Source organism: Amycolatopsis sp. NPDC104819, assembly GCF_055583145.1.
Genome location: NZ_JBVJON010000001.1, coordinates 660,293 through 678,917, shown reverse-complemented (window position 1 = coordinate 678,917; position 18,625 = coordinate 660,293). Strand labels below are relative to the sequence as shown.

The following is an 18,625-nucleotide window of genomic DNA, read 5'->3' as shown; positions in this document are numbered from 1 at the left end:
CGGCTCCCCGTCGCGGGGCTTCGTGGTGCCGGTCGCACCCGTCTAGCTGGAGAACCCCGAATTCGCATGAGCAAGATCCGCAAGCCTTCGCGTCCCGCCCCCGCTGACCAGCCCGCTTGGAACACCCAGCTGGGCACGTCCATGCCGGTGCACCGCTACCGCCCCTGGTACGACCTCGTCGAGAACATCGACCTGCCCGACCGCACCTGGCCCGCCAAGCGCATCGAGCGCGCGCCGCTGTGGTGCGCCGTCGACCTGCGGGACGGCAACCAGGCGCTGATCGACCCGATGTCGCCCGCGCGCAAGCGCAAGTTCTTCGACCTGCTGGTACGCATGGGGTACAAGGAGATCGAGGTCGGTTTCCCGGCCGCGAGCCAGACCGACTTCGACTTCGTCCGCGAGATCATCGACGAGGGCGCCATCCCCGACGACGTCAGCATCCAGGTGCTGACCCAGTGCCGTCCGGAGCTGATCGAGCGCACCTTCCAGTCGCTCGAAGGCGCGCCGCGCGCGATCGTCCACATCTACAACTCGACGTCGATCCTGCAGCGCCGCGTCGTCTTCCGCGAGGAGCGCGAGGGCATCAAGAAGATCGCGACGCAGGCCGCGGAAATGGTCGTCGAGCTGGCCGCGAAGCAGCCGGACACCGACTTCCGCTTCCAGTACTCGCCGGAGTCCTACACCGGCACCGAGCTGTCGTACGCGCTCGAGGTCTGCAACGCCGTCACCGAAATCTGGCAGCCGACACCGGAGAAGCCGGTGATCCTGAACCTGCCGGCGACCGTCGAGATGGCGACGCCGAACGTCTACGCCGACTCGATCGAGTGGATGTCGCGGAACCTGGAACGCCGCGACTCGGTGATCCTGTCGCTGCACCCGCACAACGACCGCGGCACCGGCATCGCCGCCGCCGAGCTGGGCTTCCAGGCCGGCGCGGACCGGATCGAGGGCTGCCTGTTCGGCAACGGCGAGCGCACCGGCAACGTCGACCTGGTCGCGCTGGGCATGAACCTCTACAGCCAGGGCATCGACCCGCAGATCGACTTCTCCGACATGGACGAGATCAAGCGGACCGTCGAGTACTGCAACCAGCTGCCGGTGCCCGAGCGCTCGCCGTGGGGCGGCGACCTGGTCTTCACCGCCTTCTCCGGCAGCCACCAGGACGCGATCAACAAGGGCCTGGACGCGCTGAAGGACGCCGCCGACAAGCAGGGCGTGCCGCTGGACGAGTACCCGTGGCAGGTCCCGTACCTGCCGATCGACCCGAAGGACGTCGGCCGCACCTACGAGGCCGTGATCCGGGTGAACTCGCAGTCCGGCAAGGGCGGCGTCGCCTACATCATGAAGGCCGAGCACCAGCTCGACCTGCCGCGGCGCCTGCAGATCGAGTTCTCGAAGGTCATCCAGCGCTACACCGACACCGAGGGCGGCGAGGTCGACCCGGCCACGATGTACAACGCCTTCTCGGCCGAGTACCTGGAGCTGAAGACGCCGCTGGAGCTGGTCCGCCAGCACGTCCGCGACAACGGTGACGGCGAGTACGACATCTCCGCGACCGTGCGCGTGGAGGGTGACGAGCACGAGGTCACCGGCCGCGGCAACGGCCCGATCGCGGCGTTCTTCGACGCGCTGAGCACCGTCGGCTTCGACCTGCGCCTCCTGGACTACTCCGAGCACACGCTCTCGCCGGGTGACGACGCGCGCGCCGCGTCGTACATCGAGTGCGCGATCTCGGACCGCGTGTTCTGGGGCATCGGCATCGACCCGTCGATCGTCACGGCGTCGCTGCGCGCCGTCGTCTCGGCCGTGAACCGCGCCCATCGCTGAACCTGTGGGCCGCCTGTCGGGTTCCTGTGAGTCCCCGGTGATCGGGAGCATCGCGGCCCCGGCAGGCGGTTAATGGAGGTGTGGACGCGACTACGGCGGGACTCCTGGTGCTGTTCGTCGTCTCGCTGGTGCCCCTGCTGCCCACCGAGGTGACGCTCCTCGGGATGGGTGTCGCGGCGGCACAGGGCGGGGCGTCGCTCGCGCTGGTGATCGCCGTGTCGAGTGCCGGGTGCCTGGTTTCCGACCAGACGCTCTACGCCCTCGGCCGGTTCGGCGGCCGGGCGGCGCTGGACCGGCTGAGCCGGCGGCGGAAGATCGCCGCCGGCATCGGCTGGCTCGACGGGCGGCTGCAGCGCCACCCCCGGCCGGTGCTGGTCGCCGCCCGCTGGCTGCCGTCGGGCGGGACGATCGGCGCCCTCCTCGCCGGTTCGCTCCGCTGGCCAATGGCGGAGTTCTTCACCGCTTCGGCCGTCGGCGTCACGCTCTGGACGTCCTACGTGGCCTTCCTCGGCTACGCGGGCGGCCAGATCATCACCGAACCCGGGATCAGCATGCTGCTCTCCCTCGGCGTCGCCCTGGTCCTGGGTTCGGTGATCACCTTCGGCGTGAAGCGCGGCGCTAGAGCGCTTTGACGATGTCCGCAGGCTCGGTTCGCGTGACGAAGTCCGGGTGGACGTCGACAAAGCGCAGCACGCGGTCGCGGTCGACCACGACGACCGCCGGGTGGACCAGTTCCCACGTGCCGTTGACCTGCTCGAGATCCGTGCCGAGGGTCACCATCGCATCCCGCACCGGGGCGGAGACGGGATAGCTCAGCCCGAGTCCGCGGGCGACGGTGCTGCCGGCGTCCGACAGCACCGGGAACGTCAGGTCCGGGAGCGGGCCGTCCGGCTTCTGCGGGCTGACCGCGGCCAGGGTCGCGCCGGACTTCGCCAGCTCGGGCAGGAGTTCCTGCTGGTAGGTGCGCAGGGTCAGGTTGCAGTACGGGCACCACTGGCCGCGGTAGAAGACCAGCACCGCCGGCCCGTCCGCGACAAGGTCGCCCAGGCTCACGTCCGCGCCGTCGGCGCCCGGCAGCGTGAACTCCTCGATCTTGTCGCCTGCCTCGGCGAACTTCCCGCCGGCCCGGCGCCGGTCCGCTTCGAGGACCTCGAAGATCTCCGGCGGCAGCGCGCCGCGGAGGTGGTCGTTGACCCCGGTCAGGGCGTTGTTGAGCGTCATGGATCCCCCTAGCTCGTTGTACTGATTGGTACAGTGGAGCAGACTGTACTATTCGGTACATGGAGACGCAAGCGGCGGCCACGACCCCACGCGGCAAGCGGACTCGCGAGACGATCGTCGAAGCGGCGGCGAAGCTGATGTACGTCGACGGCGTCGCGGGCACGAGCGTCGACAAGGTGCTCGCCGCGAGCGGGGCCGGGAAATCGCAGATGTACCACTACTTCAAGAACAAGGACGAGCTGGTCGCGGCCGTGATCGACCGCTACCTCGAGGAGATCCTCGGCAACCAGCCGGCGATCTTCGAGCTGGCCTCCTGGGCGGACCTCGAGACGTGGACCGAGCAGCTCCTCGACATCCACCGCCGCGCGGGCAGCCCGGTCGCGTGCCCGCTGGGCAACCTCGCCGGTGAGGTCGGCGACAACCCGAAGCTCGCGCCGCTGGTCGACCGGGCTTACCGCGAGTGGGAGTCCCACCTGGCGCGGGGGCTGGTGAAGCTGCAGGAGCAGGGCGAGCTGGCGCCCGACGCCGACCCGGCGCGGCTCGCCCAGGCGGCGATGACGTCCGTCCAAGGTGGACTGCTGCTGGCCCACATCCGGCACGACCTCACGGCACTGGAGGACGCGCTGAGCATCGCACTCACCTATCTGCGCGGCTTCCGCTCGTGAGTGTTTAGGGCGGTTCTAACCGCCCTAAACACTCACGAGCCGGTGAGCTGGGCGATCTCCGCGCGCAGTTCGTCGATCACCTTCGCGACGGCCGGCCGCTGCAGCGCGCCCGTGCGGCAGACCGCTTCCACCAGCCGCGCCGCGCGGATCCCGGCCAGTGGGCGGCTCACCAGGCCGCTGCCCCGGCGCGTGTCGATCGTGTAGCGCGGCACCAGCGCGATCCCGTGCCCGGCGGCGACCAGCCGCTCGGTGATCCGGAAGTCGTTGATCCGCTGGACGACGACCGGCCGCACGCCGGTCCGGACGGTCAGCGAGCGCAGCACGTCGTCCACCGGGAAGCCGTGGTCGACGCCGATCCAGCGTTCGTCCGCGAGCTCCGCGAGGTCGACCCGGCGGCGGCTCGCCAGCCGGTGCCCCGCCGGCAGTGCGACGTCCAGCGGCTCCCGCAGCAGCGGCACGACGTCGAGGCGGCCGGAGTCGAACTCCGGCGCGTGCTCGTCGCGGTGCGCCACGACGACGTCGTAGTCCGCGACCAGGCCCGGCACCTCCGGCGGTGTCATGTCGACGTCCCGGACGTCGACGTCGAGGCCGTCGTACCCGGCGATGCGGGTCAGCAGGCCCGGCAGCAGCATCAGCCCGGCCGACTGGAAGATCGCGAGCCGCACCCGGCCGCGCGGCGCGCTGCGGTAGGTGTCCAGTTCGGACTCGGCCCGCTCGAGCGCGGCCAGCACCTCGTCGGCGCGGGCGACCAGCGCACGCCCGGCGTCGGTCAGCCGCAGCCCGCGCCCGGCCGGTTCGGTGAGCGGCAGCCCGACCTCGCCCTGCAACGCGCGCAGCTGCTGCGAGACGGCGGACGGCGTGCAGTGCAGCGCCCGCGCGGCCGCCGTCACGCTGCCGCGGTCGGCGAACTCCCGCAGCGTGCGCAGGCGACCCAGATCCACGGCCCCAGCATATGTGAAGCACGGCTACAGAGTCCCTGCAGATATTCTCGCTGGTCCTTCACGATCGCCGTTGTCACAGTGGAGACATGCCCACCCGTGACCGCCTGCTCGCCGTGCTCGTCGCCGTCCTCTGGGGCCTGAACTTCCTGGCCATCCACGCCACGCTCGGCCAGTTCCCGCCGGTGTTCGCGGGCGCGCTGCGGTTCGCCGTGATCGCCGTGCCGACGATCCTGTTCGTGCCGTGGCCGAAGGTGAAGGTGCGGCACCTGCTCGGCTACGGCCTGGGCTTCGGCACCGGGCAGTTCGCGTTCCTGTTCATCGCGATGGACACCGGGATGCCGACCGGGCTCGCGTCGCTGGTGCTGCAGGCCTCGGCGCCGTTCACGGTGCTGCTCGGCGCCGTCTTCCTGCGCGAACGCGTCACGCCGCACCAACTGGCCGGCATCGCGCTGGCCGTCGCCGGGATGGCCGCGATCGCGTGGCAGCAGTCCGGGCACGCCGCCCTGCTGCCGATGGTCCTGACGCTGCTGGCCGCGCTGAGCTGGGCGTTCGGCAACCTCAGCACCCGCAAGGCCGAGCCGGACAACCCGCTGCACTTCACGCTGTGGATGTCGGTCGTGCCGCCGCTGCCGATGTTCGCGCTGTCGCTGGTCATGGAAGGGCCGGCCGCGCAGTGGCGGTCGCTGACGACGCTGGGCACGCCGACCGGGCTGACCGCGCTCGGCGGGCTCGCGTACGTCGTGCTGATCGGCACCGTGGTCGGCTCGGGCCTGTGGACCACGCTGATGCGGCGCAACCCGGCCGGTGTCGTCTCGCCGTTCTCGCTGCTCGTGCCGGTGGTCGGGCTGACGGCGTCGTTCCTGCTGCTCGGCGAGCGGCCGACCGGCCTGGAGATCGGCGCCGCCGCCGTGGTGATCGCCGGGGTGCTGCTCGGGTCGATCCGGCGCTCACGCAAGCCCGACCCGGAGCTGCTGCCCGAGGAAGTGCCGGTCTAGGCCGCGGTCTCTTCCTGCTTCGAGGCCTCTTCTTCGCTTTCGTGCTTCTTGCCGAGCCGCTTCTTCATGACGAAGAAGACGACCACGCCGATCACGATCGCGGCGACCAGGCCGTACTTGGAGAAGTTGCCGAGCCACTTCTCCGCGACCACCCCGAGGTAGAAGACGAGCGCGGTGGTGCCGCCCGCCCAGACGATGCCGCCGAGCGCGTTGGCCACCAGGAACTTCGGGTAGTGCATGCGCAGCGACCCGGCGAGCGGCCCGGCCAGGATGCGCAGGAACGCGATGAAACGGCCGAGGAACACGGCCCACATGCCGCGTTTGTTGAAGATGCGTTCGGCGTTGGCGATGTGCGTCGGGCCGAAATGCTTCGGGAATTTCCGGCCCGCCCAGGCGAAGAGCCGCTGGCCACCGGTTTTCCCGATCAGGTAGCCGATGCTGTCGCCGATGATGGCGCCGGCGCTGGCCAGGATCCCGATCCACAGCGGGCTCAGGTTGCTGTGCTGCGACGCCAGCAGAGCCGCGCTGACCAGCACGATCTCCCCCGGGAGCGGGATGCCGAGGCTCTCGATCATGATCACCGCGCCGACGATCAGGTACACCGAGAGCGGCGGGATCGCCTCCAGCCATTGGTCGATGTGCACTGCCCGTACCCCCTACTTGGAGAATCTGCTTTCCGCAGGGTACCGGGGGCGGCCGCGCCGGGGCGGCCTACTCAGGTATTGCGGTGACTACGACTTAAGTAGCGTCAGTCGAGCGCGGCGAGGGCCGGCGCAACCGGGAAATCCCCGGAAACGACGTCGAAACCACGGTTTTCGGTCAGCGGCTCGGCGAGCACGCCGACCAGCACGGCGGCGACGTCGGAGCGGGCGATCCGCCCCGGCTCGAGGTGGCCGGCGGCCTTGACCCGCCCGGTGGCGGGGCCGTCGGTGAGCGTGCCGGGCCGCACGATCGTCCAGGTCAGCGCGGACCGCTGGAGGGCGCTGTCGGAGATCTGCTTGGCCAGCAGGATCGACCGCACGAGCCGGTCACCCTGGTCGGGCGAGTCGGCGAACTGGGCGGACAGCTGGATGTACCGGGCGACCCCCGCCTTCTCGGCGGCCCGGATGGCCGTGATGGCCCCGTCCCGGTCGACGAGGTTGACGGACGCCGGCTCTGGATCGGGCGCGCCGATGGTGTTGATGACGACGTCGGAGTTCTTGAAGGCCTCGACGAGGTCTTCGGGATCGGCCGTGACGTCGGCGACGACCGGCTGCGCCTTGACGTCTCGCAGCACCTCGGCCCGCTTCCGGCCGCGAAGGCCGGCGCGGACGGTGTGGCCTCTCGCGGCGAGCAAGCGGACCACGTGGAACCCGGTCCGGCCCGTCGCGCCCAGCACGGTGACCTGCATGGGCTGATCCTCCCGCAGGTGCCGGCGGTTTGCCCAGGGGCGGAGTTGTCCACAGGAGTGACCCCCATGTGGACAACCCGGTCAGAGCCGGGCCGCGCGGGACTGAAGGTACGCCTGCTCCGGCAGGCTCAAAGTCCGCTGGGCGGCGGCGCCATAGGCGTCCCGCGCGCCGGCGGCGTCTCCGGACAGTTCGAGGAGGTGCCCCCGCACCACATCCACCCGATAGTGCGGCTGCAACGCCGGGTCTTCGACGGCTCGGGCCAGCTCGGCCAGGCCCGCCGCCGGTCCGTTGACCTGGGCAAAGGCCACCACGCGGTTCAGCGTCACCATCGGGCCGGGAGCGACCACGCGCAGCAGGTCGTACAACGTGAGGATCTGCGGCCAGTCCGTCTCGCTCGCGGACGCGGCCTCGTCGTGCACCGCGGCGATGGCCGCCTGCAGCTGGTACGGCCCCACCGGCGCCGAAGCCAGCGCCCCCGTGATCAGCGAGACGCCCTCGTCGACGAGGTCCGTTGTCCACAGCGACCGGTCCTGCTCGGCCAACGGCACCAAGGCGCCGGCCGGGGAAAGGCGGGCCGGCCGGCGGGCCTCCGTCAGCAGCATCAGCGCGAGCAGCCCCGTGACTTCGCCGGACGACGGGAGCTCCGACCGCAGCTGCCGGACCAGGCGGATCGCCTCGGTGGTCAGCTCGACGCGGTTCAGCGCCGAGCCCGAGCTGGCCGTGTGGCCTTCCGTGAAGATCAGGTACAGCACCTGAAGCACCGAAGCCAGCCGTTCGGGCTGCTCGTCCGACGAAAAGCGTTCTCCGCGCAACGAGCGTTTCGCACGGCTGATCCGCTGGCCGATCGTGGCCTCCGGGACCAGGAAGGCCCGCGCGATCTCCGCGGTGGTCAGGCCGCCGACCGCCCGCAGGGTCAGCGCGACCTGCGACGGCCGCGACAGCGACGGATGACAGCAGAGCAGCAGCAGGGTCAGCGTGTCGTCGACGCCGGCGACCGGCTCGGGATCCGGCGGCTCGGCCAGCGCGATGGCCTGCTCACGCCGTTGCCGCGCGGTCTCACTGCGCCACTGCTCGATCCGCCGCCGGGACGCGGCGGTGATCAGCCAGGCCTTGGGGTTGTCGGGCAAGCCATCGGACGGCCACTGCTGCGACGCGGCCAGCAGCGCTTCCTGGACGGCGTCTTCGCAGGCGTCGAAGCCGCCGTAGCGCCGGACCAGCGCGGCGAGGACCTGGGGTGCGAGCTCGCGGAGGAGACCGTTCACAGGTCCGTCCCGTGCAGGCCCATCACCGGCCGCACCTCCACCACCCCGAACGCCGCCTCCGGAACCCGCCCGGCGATCTCGAGCGCGCGTTCCTCGCTTTCGCAGTCGAGCAGGTAGAACCCGGCGAGGAACTCCTTGACCTCGGCGAAGGGTCCATCGGTGACCATCGGCACGCCGACGCGCTTGGTGAGCTCGGGGAAGGCGAGGCGCTCGGAGACGATCCGCTCCCCGGACGCGTCGAGGTCGTCGTTGAGCTGCTGGTAGTAGGCGAGCCCGGCGGCCCGCTGCTCGTCGGTCATCCCGGCCCACGCCGCGCGGGACTCGGGGTTGCCGTAGATCAGGACCACGTATTTCACGATCGCCTCCCGAGGAGCGTCGCTTTCACGTGAAAGCGACCTGGAGGGAGCACCTCCGGATCGCTTTCACGTGAAAGCTCCGGTCAGAGGATCTCGGCCGAGGTGCCGATGTCCGGCGGGCCCAGGTCGGGGTTGAGCGCCCCGGTGAGCTCGATCAGCTCCGGCTTGACCTCGTGCGGCTGGATGCGCCCGTCGCGGATGTCCTCCGCGTAGTGGCACGCCACCCGGTGACCGCCGCCGATCTCACGCAGCTGGGGGCGGTCCGTGTCGCACAGGCTCGCCTGCTTCCACGGGCAGCGCGTGTGGAAACGGCAGCCCGACGGCGGGTTCGCCGGCGACGGCAGGTCGCCCGCGAGCAGGATCTGCTCACGCGTGTCCTCGACCTGCGGGTCCGGCACCGGGATCGCCGACAGCAGCGCCCGCGTGTACGGGTGCAGCGGGTCGCGGTAGAGCGAGTCCGCGTCCGTCTCCTCCACCAGCGCGCCGAGGTACATCACGCCGATGCGGTCGGAGATGTGGCGCACCACCGCGAGGTCGTGCGCGATCACCACGTACGTCAGGCCGAGCTGGCCCTGCAGGTCCTCCAGCAGGTTGACCACCTGGGCCTGCACCGACACGTCGAGCGCCGACACCGGTTCGTCCGCGACGATCAGGTCCGGCTCCACCGCCAGCGCCCGCGCGATGCCGATGCGCTGGCGCTGCCCGCCCGAGAACTCGTGCGGGTACTTCCGCAGCGACGACTCGGGGAGGCCGACCGCGTGCAGCAGCTGCCGCAGCCGCCGCTGGGTGGCTTCCTTGTCCTTGTCGAGGCCGTGCGCGTGCATGCCCTCGACCAGGATCGACTCGACCGACTGCCGTGGGTCCAGGCTGGACATCGGGTCCTGGAAGATCATCTGCATCCGGCGCCGGGCCTTCCGCAGCTCCTCACCCTTGAGCTGCGCGACGTCGGTGCCGTCGAAGACCACCGAACCGGCCGTCGGCTCGTTGAGCCGCAGGATCGCCCGGCCCAGCGTGGACTTGCCACAGCCGGACTCGCCCACCAGGCCGTACGTCTCGCCGCGGCGGATGGCCAGGTCGACACCGTCGACCGCGAACACGTGCCCGACCGTCCGGTCGAACACCACGCCGCTCTTGATCGGGAAGTGCACCTTGAGGTCGGTGACCTCGAGCAGCACGTCACCACCGGGACGGGTCATCGGGTTCCTCCTCCCGCGGCGACCGCGGGCCGCACGGGGTTGTGACAGCGCAGCAGCCCACCCTGGTCGGGCACCAGCTGCGGCGAAACCTCACGGCAGACCGGCAGCGCGTTCGGGCAGCGGGGCGCGAACGCGCAACCGCCCTCCCACGGGATGTTGTCGGACACCGAACCGCGGATGGGGATCAGCTTCTCGCCGCGGCCCGCGTCGAGCCGCGGGATCGAAGCCAGCAGGCCGTGGGTGTACGGGTGCCGCGGCTCGCCGAACAGCTGGTGCCGCTGCGCCCGCTCGACGATCTTGCCGCCGTAGAGCACGTTGACCTCGTCGCAGAGCCCGGCGACGACGCCGAGGTCGTGCGTGATCATGATCAGCGCGGTTCCGGTGTCCTGCACCAGTTCCCGCAGCAGCGCCAGGATCTGCGCCTGGATGGTGACGTCCAGGGCGGTGGTCGGCTCGTCGGCGATGAGCAGCCGCGGCCGGCACGCCAGCGCGATCGCGATCAGCGCACGCTGCCGCATCCCGCCGGAAAGCTGGTGCGGGTACTCGGAAAGCCGCCGCGACGGGTCGGGGATGCCGACCTTGTCCAGCAGCTCCGTCGCTTCGACGGACGCCGCCTTGCGCGACATCCCGCGGTGGCGCTCCAGCACCTCGGTGATCTGCAGCCCGATCGGGATGACCGGGTTCAGCGAGGACAGCGGGTCCTGGAACACCATGCCGAGGTCGCGGCCGCGGCGGTCGCGCATGTCCTTGTCGGACAGCTTGAGCAGGTCGGTGCCTTCGAAGCGCACCGAACCGCTGACCTTGTTGCCGCGCCGGGCCAGCAGCCGCATGATCGCCAGCGACGTCACGGACTTGCCGCAGCCGGACTCGCCGACCAGGCCGACCGTCTGGCCCGGTTCGACGTCGAAGCTGACGCCGTCCACCGCGGTGAACGGCCGCTCGCCACGGCGGACGAAGTTGACCGTCAGGTCACGGACTTCAAGGAGTGCCATGGGTTTTCACCGCCTGTTCTTCGGGTCGAGGGCTTCACGGAGGGACTCGCCGAGCAGCGTGAACCCGAGCGCCACGATGATGATCGCGATCGCCGGGTAGTACGCCAGCTCCGGGCGGACGTCGAGGAACTGGTGCGAGGCCTTGCCCAGCATCAGTCCCCATTCCGCCCGCGACGGGTCCGGGTCGCCCAGACCGAGGAACGACAGCGCCGCGGCCTCGAGGATCGACGTCGCCAGGGTCAGCGTCGCCTGCACGATGACCGGGCCGAGCGAGTTCGGCAGCATGTGCCGGAACACGATCGCCCCACGCTTGACGCCGAGCGACCGCGCCGCCAGCACGTGGTCGGCGTCCCGCTGGGACAGCATGGAACCGCGCAGCAGCCGGGCGAAGATCGGCACGCCGATCATCGACACGGCCAGGATGACCGTCCACTGGCTCGGCTTCGCGAACAGCGCCGCGATCGAGATGGCCAGCAGCAGCGACGGGAACGACAGCATGACGTCGACGAGTCGCATGAGGACGGTGTCGACCCAGCCGCCGAACGCGCCCGCCAGACCGCCGATGATCACGCCGATCAGCACCCCGACGAGCGTGGCGAGCACACCGACGATCAGCGTCTGCTGGGCGCCGGCGATCAGCCGCGACAGGAAGTCGCGGCCGAAGTCGTCCACGCCGAGCGGGAACCCGGACTGCGCGCCCGGGATGAAGTTCGGCCGGATCTGGTCGCCGAGGTAGTGGACGTCCGGGTCCTTCGGCTCCAGCAGGGGCGCGAAGATCGCGACGATGAGGAACAGGCCGGTGATGACCCCGCCGGTGATCGCGACCGGGCTGCGCAGCATGCGGCGGAGCGCTTCCCCGCCGAGGCTGCGGCCGCTCGCCGCGGCGAGCTTGTCGATCGGTTCCTTCTTCTTGTTGAGCAAAGTGTTCATCGCACACGCACCCTCGGGTCGATGATCCCGTACGAGATGTCGACCAGCATGTTCACCAGGACGTAGACCACGGCCCCGAACAGCAGGAGCGCCTGCAGCCGTGGGTAGTCACGCCGTTCGATGCCTTCGGCCAGCAGGAACCCGAGGCCGCGGATGTTGAACACCCGCTCGGTCAGCACCGCGCCGCCGAGCAGCGCGCCGGTCTGCAGGCCGATGGTCGTGACCACCGGCAGCAGGCCGTTGCGCAGGACGTGCCGGGTGCGCACGACCTGCTGGGTGAGGCCCTTGGAGTTGGCCGTGCGGATGAAGTCTTCGTTGAGGACGTCCAGCACCGACGCGCGGGTGATCCGGGTGATCACCGCGAGCGGGATGGTGGCGAGGGCGAACGCCGGCAGGATCAGGTGCTTGACCGCGTCCCAGACGGCGTCCCACTCGCTCGTCATGATGCCGTCGAGGATGGCGAAGTTGGTGATCGCGGTGGCGTCGAGCCCGGCCGACTGCCGCCCCTGGGACGGCAGCCCCAGCGGCGCGGCCAGGATGTCCTGCATCATGTAGCCGAGGAAGAACACCGGCACCGCGACGCCGATCAGGCTGAGCACGATGACACCGTTGTCAACCGGCCCGCCGCGGTACCGCGCGGACAGGTAGCCGGCCGGGATGCCGACGACGATCGCGATGATCATCGCGGAAAGACCGAGTTCGATGGTTGCCGGCAGGAAGGTGACGATCTCGCTCATGACGGGCTGGGTCGACACCAGGGAGCTGCCGAAGTTGCCGGTGAGCGCGCGGCCGAGGAACCCGAAGTACTGGATGAAGATCGGCTGGTCGAGGCCCAGCACGTGGTTCAGGTCGGCGATCTTCTCCGGCGTCGCTTTGTCCCCGAGGAGGGCGGCGGCGGGGCCACCGGGCAGGGACCGGAGCCAGGCGAAGACCAGGATGGACAGGATGAGGAGCGTCGGGATCGCTTGTAGCAGCCGACGCACGAGGAAACGGAGCACTTGCAGTCCTTTGTTGCCAGCCCGGGAATCAGGCGCAGGGGGTGGGTGCGGTAGCACCCACCCCCTGCCTTTTGGCTGAGTCCGTCGGTCAGCTCACGGTCACGGTGTTGAAACGCTCGTCGGTGAGCGGGCTCGCCACCAGACCCTTGACCTTCGGGCCGACCACGATGGCCGGCGTCGGGTACGCGATCGGGATCGCCGGGAGGTAGTTCATGATCTGCTTGTTGACTTCCTGGTACGCCTTGGCGTGGGCGTCACCGGCGGGCGAAGCGTCCGCCGCACCCAGGGCCGCGAACAGCTCCGGGTTGTCGAAGCCGAACTCCGCCTTCTTGCGGCCGAAGAACGTGCCGACGAAGTTGCCGGCGTCGTTGTAGTCACCGGTCCAGCCGAGCAGGTGGAGGTCCTGCTTGCCGGCCTTCTGCACGTCGTCCTTGTACCCGCCGTTCCACGGCTCGGCGTGGGCCTCGACGTTGACGCCGATCTTCTTGAGGTCCTCGGAGATCGCCGTGAACGTGTCCGCCGGGTTCGGCATGTACGGGCGGCTGACCTCGGTCGGGTAGTAGAACTTGAGCGTCAGGTTCGTCGCCCCGGCCTCCTGCAGCAGCTGCTTGGCCTTGTTCACGTCGTACGGGTACTTCGTGACGTCGTCGGTGTAGCCCGAGATGACCTTGGGGACGAACTCGGTCGCGACCTCGGAACCCTCGGCCAGCTTCGACTTCACGAACTGCTCGCGGTTGACGCCGTAGGCCAGCGCCTGCCGGACGCGCACGTCCTTGAGCTTCGGGTTGTTGGCCTGGTTGATGCCCAGGTACAGCACGTTGAACGACGGGCGGATGAGGACCTGCTCGCCGTCGTTGCGCAGCAGGCCGTAGTCCGCCGGGCTCGGGTAGTCGTAGCCGTTGATGTCGCCGGCCTTGAGCGCCTGCTTGCGGGCGTTCTCGTCCGGGATCACCTTGAAGATCAGCTTGTCGAGCTTCGCCGGCGACGGGCTGCTGTCGTTGCGCACCAGGGTGATCTCACCCTTGGCCTGGTCCCAGCTCTCGAACTTGAACGGACCGGTGCCGGTCGGGAACTTGTTCGCGTAGTCGCTGTAGGTGAACGAGTCGCCGCTCTGGGTGACCGTGTCCGCGTTGTGCGCCTTGAGCGCGGTCGGGCTCTGGATCGAGAACGACGGCAGCGTGAACGCCGACGGGAACGCGCCCTTGGCCTTGTTCAGGTTCAGGACCGCGGTCGTCGGGTCCTTCGCCTCGCAGCTCTTGTAGACCGGGTCGCCGCCCGCGTCGCCTTCGTTCTTGGCGAAGCCCTCGAAGACGTCGCCGTAGTAGATCATCTGGCTCTGGGCGGCGGCGCCCTTCATGTTGTACCAGCGGTCGAAGTTGAAGCAGACCGCCGTGGCGTCCATCGGAGTGCCGTCGGAGAACTTCACGCCGGACTTCAGGGTGAACGTCCAGGTCTTGCCGTCGTTGCTCGGGTCCCACTTCTCGGCGAGGGAGGGCTCGAGGTCGGCGGTGCCCGGCTTGTTCTGGATCAGCGTGTCGTAGATCTGCCGCGTGATCCGGAAGGTCTCGCCCTCGTCGTTGAACGCGGGGTCGAACATCTTCGGGTTGCCGGCCGCGCCGAAGATCATCGTGCCTCCGGAACCACCTCCGGCGCCCTCTTCACGCTTGGATTCCGCACAGGCGGACAGCGAAACCGCGAGCGCGCCGGCGAGCCCGATCAGGGCCACGCGGCGTGTTCGGGTCAGCCGCAATTGCTGCATCTGGCACCCCTTGGGAGATGTTCGGGATCAAAGTCACCGTCCGGTCGGTCAGAAACTCGACGGACGATCGGTGTGCTCGCCGACACTAGCGGGAACTCGGCTCGCACTTAAGCACGTGAGGTTACGATCGCGCTACGTGGGCGTCGATTTGACCGCAATGTGTCCGTAAATCGCGACACAATGTGACCATTTGCCGGGGATGGCTGCACCCGGTGCCGGATCACTAACTCAGATGGCGGTACCCACGTTAGACCAGTCGTGTTTCCGCGGCGAGCCTTCTTGATCGGTCCGGAACGGCTCGTGCACGCAGCGTGAGCGATCCGTTCCCTACGAAAGTCGGGTGCCGGCGGCCTCGGAAGTGCGGTCGACGGCGAACCAGCCGCGCTCGAACCGTTGCCAGCGGCCCAGTTCGTCCCGTGCGGCCTCACCGTCCCTCGCGACGGCCTTCGCCAGCCGCTCGGCCGCCGAACCGCCGGAGATCCAGCACAGGTGCGAAAGCAGAGGTCTTGCCGAAGCCCGGCCGCAGGAAACCCCCTCCAGCACCAGGACGTCCGGCACCGTCACCCGGACGAGCTCACCCGCGCGGGGAGTGCCGGTCGACCAGTCCACGCGCCGGTAACCGCCTTCCTCACCGGCCGCGAGCGGACGCAGGACACCGTCCAGCAGCTGCGGCCACCAGGCCACGGGGTCGTCCCAGGTCGCGAAAGCGTCCGTGCTCACCAGTTCCGTCCGGCAGCCGCGCGTGCGCAGCCGCTCGACGACCTGGGCGGCCACTGTGGACTTCCCGGCGCCCGAGGGGCCGTCGATGGCCAGGACGCGCACCCCGCCGAGGCGGGCGGGCGCGGCGAGCAGCGCCCCGATCAGCGCGTCACTTGGCGACGCGCTCGACCTCCGGGAGCCCTTTGACGTCGTCCGGGGCCGACGTCCTGGTCTCCAGCTCGGCGATCCGGCCTTCCAGCTCGCGCTTGGCGTCTTCGAGTTCGCAGCGCAGCAGCGCGATCTCCTCGACCGACGTGCGGACTTCTTCCTCCAGGTGCCCGACCTCGGTGGACAGGTGCAGCGACACCAGCGCCAGCACGACACCGGCGAGGAGGAAGACGAAGTTCGACGGCGTCTGCACGCCGGTGTTCTTGGCCAGGAACTCGGCGGCCTGCGGGAGCACCGCGAGCACGACCACGCCGACCGCGACGACGAGCCACACACCCGCGTACTTCTCGCGCAGCTTCCGCCGCCGCATCATCTCGAGGACGACGAACAGCACGACACAGGCGACGACGATGCTGAGGACGCGCCAACCCTGCATTTTGCTTCCCCTTACGCGGAGTCGGACGAGTCGACGGCCGGCCGGCGGCGCACCAGCGCCAGCAGCAGCGCGAGCCCGGCCCGGCTGAGGTAGACGGCCGACTTCACGGGCGAGTGACTGGGCGTGCCGCCCGCGCGCTCCCGCATGACAACCGGGATCTCCTTGATGGTCAGCTTGGCCCGGATGGCCATGACCAGCGACTCGACGGTGTCGCCGAGGTACTCCGCCGGGTAGTAGCCGGCGAACAGCCGGATGGCCCGCGGACCCATCGCCTTGAACCCCGACGTGACGTCGGTGAGCTTGGTCTTCGCCAGCCGCGAGAACACCAGCGACAGCGCGACCATCGCGTACTTGCGCGGCCCGCTCGCCTTGTACGAGCCCTTGCCGGCGAACCGGGAGCCGATCACGATGTCCGCGTCGTCCAGGCCGCGCAGCAGCGCGTCCAGCTCGTCGGGGTCGTGCTGGCCGTCCGCGTCCACCTGCACGACGACGTCGTAGCCGCGGGCGGCGGCGTAGCGGAAGCCCGTGCGCATCGCGCCGCCGACACCGAGGTTCACCGCGAGGCGGGCCACCTCGGCGCCCGCCGCCCGGGCGAGCTTGGCGGTGTCGTCGACCGAGCCGTCGTCGACGACCAGCAGGTCGCCACCCGGCAGGGCGCGCTTCACCTGCTCGATGACCGACGCGACGCTCGCCGACTCGTTCAGCGCGGGCATCACGATGAGCACCCGGCGGCTGGTCACGGAGGTCGCAGACGTCACTGACACGCGATCACTCTAGCCTTTCACTGCCCGTTACCGGCCGCGGACCCGGCGGCCGCCCCCGAGGTGACGACCCCCTGCTGGCCTTCGATCTCGTAGATCGAAGCGCCCGGATTGCGGTAGACGAGCTTGAAACCGGTACCGGATTCGAGGTGCTCGAGGCCGACCCCGGTCTGGGTGGTCGTGGTGACCTTGCCCTTGCCGATGAAGACGTACCGCACCTTGAGGTCGGTGAGCAGCTCGCGCACCCGCGGGTACTTGTCGATGTCGTTGAGGTACACGCTGAGGTAGCCGGCCGGGGTGTCCCGCTCGGCGCCGTAGAAGGTCCATTCGACCGGCTGGACGCCGTTGAGGGCGTACATCCAGACCGAGCCGTCGGCCTTGTCGTTCATGACGTGCTCGCCCGGCGCGGTGTGCGCGGCGAGCCAGCCGAACGCCTCGCGCTCGTCGTTGCTGACCGTCGGGCCGCCGCTGTAGTTGAGCTGCAGGCGGGCGGTGTTGCGGCCGATGTACCCGCCGCGGCTGAGCCCGCCGATCACGACGACGAGCAGCACGACGCCGATCGTGGTGAGCGTCGCCGGCCGGACGTTCGTCAGCCGCGTGCCGGCCTTGCGCGCGAACCAGCGGGCCGCGGTGTCGGTGAACTCGCCGAACGCGACCGCCCCGGCCAGCGGGACCAGCGCGCCGATCCGCCAGTGGTCGTTGTAGAAGATGCCGGTGAGGGTGTGGATGAGCGGCGACTCCATCGACACGGTGGCCGCGAACAGCCCGCCGAACACGACGTAGGCGGCAACCATCCACAGCATCCGGCGGTGCTTCACCAGCAGGCAGATGCCGATGAACGCCGGCACGCCGATCCACCACTGCGGGAACGCGGCCATCGGCGAGAACGTGATGGTCTCGCCGAAACCGCCGGAGACGGTCGCTTCCGATGCCCAGAAAGCACCCGTCACGCCCCCGGCGTTGTACAGCGAAGGCAGTGCGAGCGGCAGTCCGCAGAGGACGGCCAGCACGATCGTCGCGCCGAGCGAGGCCGCCGAGCGCCGCCAGTCGATCCGCTCGAACCGGAACACCACGGCGAGCAGGATCAGCAGGAAGTACACGACCACGACGAACGCGACACTCGTGTGCAGCCCGATCAGCCCCGCGACGGCGAGGCCGATGGCCACCGGGCCGGCGACGCCCTTCGGCTCCAGCAGCAGGCGGGCCAGCGCGAGCGCGGCGGGGATCAGCGCGACCCCGGCGACGTAGGGCCACAGCGGGCCGCGCCACAGCGAGTCGTACGGGAAGTTCGTGAACGACGCCGACACCGCGGCGGCCGCGGCGACCGCGAGCGGCGGCATCCGCCACACGTGGCACATCGCCGCGACACCGATCGGCACGCACAGGATGACGGTGAGCGCCGCCATGTTCAGCGTCGGCATCATCGCCAGGCCGGCCTTGTCGAGGACCAGCGCGAGCAGGGCGTGGTAGGTGTCCGGGTAGAAGTAGTCCGTCTGGCCCGGCAGGTTCGCGATCGTGCCGACCGTCGACGGCCGGGCGTCGCCGTGCTCGGCGATCCAGCGCACCAGGTTGGCGTGGAACGGCGCGTCCCAGCCCTGCTGGACCTGGTTGAGGCCGCGCGCGCCGCGCAGGAACGTGACGACCGCGATCAGACTGCCGGCGAAGACACCCGCGCCCATCAGCAGGTGGTCACGCACGGACCGGGCGGGCGCGGCCGCGGCGGCGTCCTTCTCGGCCCAGTCCGGGTGCCGCCGCGCGGTGAAGCGCTGCACCAGGAACGCGAGCCCGAAGCCGGCGACGGACAGCACGAGCGTCCACAGTGCGACGTCGAGCGCGTTCCAGCGGATGCCGAGGCCGCCGAGCACCGGCACACCCAGGCTGACGACGCCGAAGGTCAGGAGCGGCGCGGCCGCCGCGAGCAGCCAGCCGCGGAGCCTGATCGCCGCCCCGAAGACGAGGCCAGGCAGCCAGAAGGCGAGCACGACCAGAAGTACGTTCATGGTTTTCCGCTGTCCAACCTCACCGGCG

General features: G+C 69.9%; 19 protein-coding genes. 4 read left to right on the top strand and 15 right to left on the bottom strand.

Features of this window, described 5'->3' with window-relative positions:
- The first annotated feature begins 66 nt into the window (after positions 1 to 66).
- Complete coding sequence (leuA, locus tag ACZ63E_RS03430; RefSeq protein ID WP_465333962.1) at positions 67 to 1,827, top strand: 2-isopropylmalate synthase; 1,761 nt, start codon at positions 67 to 69, stop codon at positions 1,825 to 1,827.
- 80 nt (positions 1,828 to 1,907) lie between these two features.
- On the top strand, positions 1,908 to 2,459 hold the full coding sequence (locus ACZ63E_RS03425) for a DedA family protein (protein ID WP_465333960.1): 552 nt from the start codon (positions 1,908 to 1,910) through the stop codon (positions 2,457 to 2,459).
- On the opposite strand, the gene ACZ63E_RS03420 is transcribed toward ACZ63E_RS03425, so the two are convergent.
- A complete protein-coding gene (locus tag ACZ63E_RS03420; RefSeq protein ID WP_465333958.1) occupies positions 2,446 to 3,048 on the bottom strand; it encodes a peroxiredoxin-like family protein in 603 nt (200 codons plus the stop codon). The genes ACZ63E_RS03425 and ACZ63E_RS03420 overlap by 14 nt on opposite strands.
- Before the next feature lie 59 nt (positions 3,049 to 3,107).
- Here ACZ63E_RS03420 and ACZ63E_RS03415 point away from each other — a divergent pair, with 59 nt between their 5' ends.
- The gene (locus ACZ63E_RS03415) at positions 3,108 to 3,713 is read left to right on the top strand and encodes a TetR/AcrR family transcriptional regulator (protein WP_465333957.1); all 606 of its coding nucleotides are present in this window, start codon (positions 3,108 to 3,110) and stop codon (positions 3,711 to 3,713) included.
- A gap of 32 nt (positions 3,714 to 3,745) precedes the next feature.
- Here ACZ63E_RS03415 and ACZ63E_RS03410 read toward each other — a convergent pair whose 3' ends face one another.
- On the bottom strand, positions 3,746 to 4,654 hold the full coding sequence (locus ACZ63E_RS03410; protein WP_465333955.1) for a LysR family transcriptional regulator: 909 nt from the start codon (positions 4,652 to 4,654) through the stop codon (positions 3,746 to 3,748).
- Positions 4,655 to 4,740: 86 nt separating this feature from the next.
- On the opposite strand from ACZ63E_RS03410, the gene ACZ63E_RS03405 reads away from it, so the two are divergent.
- Positions 4,741 to 5,649, top strand: a complete 909-nt coding sequence (locus ACZ63E_RS03405; RefSeq protein ID WP_465333953.1) for an EamA family transporter — start codon at positions 4,741 to 4,743, stop codon at positions 5,647 to 5,649.
- On the opposite strand, the gene ACZ63E_RS03400 is transcribed toward ACZ63E_RS03405, so the two are convergent.
- From ACZ63E_RS03400 to ACZ63E_RS03340, 13 genes are all read right to left on the bottom strand, one after another.
- A complete protein-coding gene (locus ACZ63E_RS03400; protein ID WP_465313116.1) occupies positions 5,646 to 6,293 on the bottom strand; it encodes a DedA family protein in 648 nt (215 codons plus the stop codon). The genes ACZ63E_RS03405 and ACZ63E_RS03400 overlap by 4 nt on opposite strands.
- A gap of 104 nt (positions 6,294 to 6,397) precedes the next feature.
- Positions 6,398 to 7,039 carry an SDR family oxidoreductase gene (locus ACZ63E_RS03395; protein ID WP_465333951.1) on the bottom strand — a complete coding sequence of 214 codons (642 nt, stop codon included), beginning with the start codon at positions 7,037 to 7,039 and terminating at the stop codon, positions 6,398 to 6,400.
- Between the two features lie 81 nt (positions 7,040 to 7,120).
- Positions 7,121 to 8,302: an RNA polymerase sigma factor gene (locus tag ACZ63E_RS03390; protein ID WP_465333950.1), complete on the bottom strand. Its 1,182-nt coding sequence runs from the start codon at positions 8,300 to 8,302 to the stop codon at positions 7,121 to 7,123.
- Positions 8,299 to 8,658, bottom strand: a complete 360-nt coding sequence (locus ACZ63E_RS03385) for a YciI family protein (protein WP_465333949.1) — start codon at positions 8,656 to 8,658, stop codon at positions 8,299 to 8,301. Before ACZ63E_RS03385 ends, ACZ63E_RS03390 begins: the two co-directional genes overlap by 4 nt.
- A gap of 83 nt (positions 8,659 to 8,741) precedes the next feature.
- Positions 8,742 to 9,854: an ABC transporter ATP-binding protein gene (locus ACZ63E_RS03380; protein ID WP_465333947.1), complete on the bottom strand. Its 1,113-nt coding sequence runs from the start codon at positions 9,852 to 9,854 to the stop codon at positions 8,742 to 8,744.
- Complete coding sequence (locus ACZ63E_RS03375; protein WP_465333946.1) at positions 9,851 to 10,846, bottom strand: ABC transporter ATP-binding protein; 996 nt, start codon at positions 10,844 to 10,846, stop codon at positions 9,851 to 9,853. The genes ACZ63E_RS03380 and ACZ63E_RS03375 overlap by 4 nt, the downstream gene beginning before the upstream one ends.
- A gap of 6 nt (positions 10,847 to 10,852) precedes the next feature.
- Positions 10,853 to 11,776: an ABC transporter permease gene (locus ACZ63E_RS03370; RefSeq protein ID WP_465333944.1), complete on the bottom strand. Its 924-nt coding sequence runs from the start codon at positions 11,774 to 11,776 to the stop codon at positions 10,853 to 10,855.
- Positions 11,773 to 12,774, bottom strand: coding sequence for an ABC transporter permease (locus tag ACZ63E_RS03365; protein ID WP_465333942.1), 1,002 nt, complete (start codon positions 12,772 to 12,774; stop codon positions 11,773 to 11,775). Before ACZ63E_RS03365 ends, ACZ63E_RS03370 begins: the two co-directional genes overlap by 4 nt.
- An 88-nt stretch (positions 12,775 to 12,862) precedes the next feature.
- Positions 12,863 to 14,533 carry an ABC transporter substrate-binding protein gene (locus ACZ63E_RS03360; RefSeq protein WP_465333941.1) on the bottom strand — a complete coding sequence of 557 codons (1,671 nt, stop codon included), beginning with the start codon at positions 14,531 to 14,533 and terminating at the stop codon, positions 12,863 to 12,865.
- Positions 14,534 to 14,860: 327 nt separating this feature from the next.
- A complete protein-coding gene (locus ACZ63E_RS03355) occupies positions 14,861 to 15,355 on the bottom strand; it encodes a uridine kinase family protein (RefSeq protein ID WP_465333940.1) in 495 nt (164 codons plus the stop codon).
- Positions 15,356 to 15,401: 46 nt separating this feature from the next.
- Positions 15,402 to 15,836 carry a DUF2304 domain-containing protein gene (locus ACZ63E_RS03350; RefSeq protein ID WP_465333939.1) on the bottom strand — a complete coding sequence of 145 codons (435 nt, stop codon included), beginning with the start codon at positions 15,834 to 15,836 and terminating at the stop codon, positions 15,402 to 15,404.
- Between the two features lie 11 nt (positions 15,837 to 15,847).
- Positions 15,848 to 16,549: a glycosyltransferase family 2 protein gene (locus ACZ63E_RS03345; RefSeq protein WP_465286280.1), complete on the bottom strand. Its 702-nt coding sequence runs from the start codon at positions 16,547 to 16,549 to the stop codon at positions 15,848 to 15,850.
- A 68-nt stretch (positions 16,550 to 16,617) separates the two neighbouring features.
- Positions 16,618 to 18,597 (bottom strand): DUF6541 family protein, encoded by a 1,980-nt coding sequence (locus tag ACZ63E_RS03340; protein ID WP_465333938.1) that lies wholly within the window; start codon positions 18,595 to 18,597, stop codon positions 16,618 to 16,620.
- Between the last annotated feature and the right edge of the window lie 28 nt (positions 18,598 to 18,625).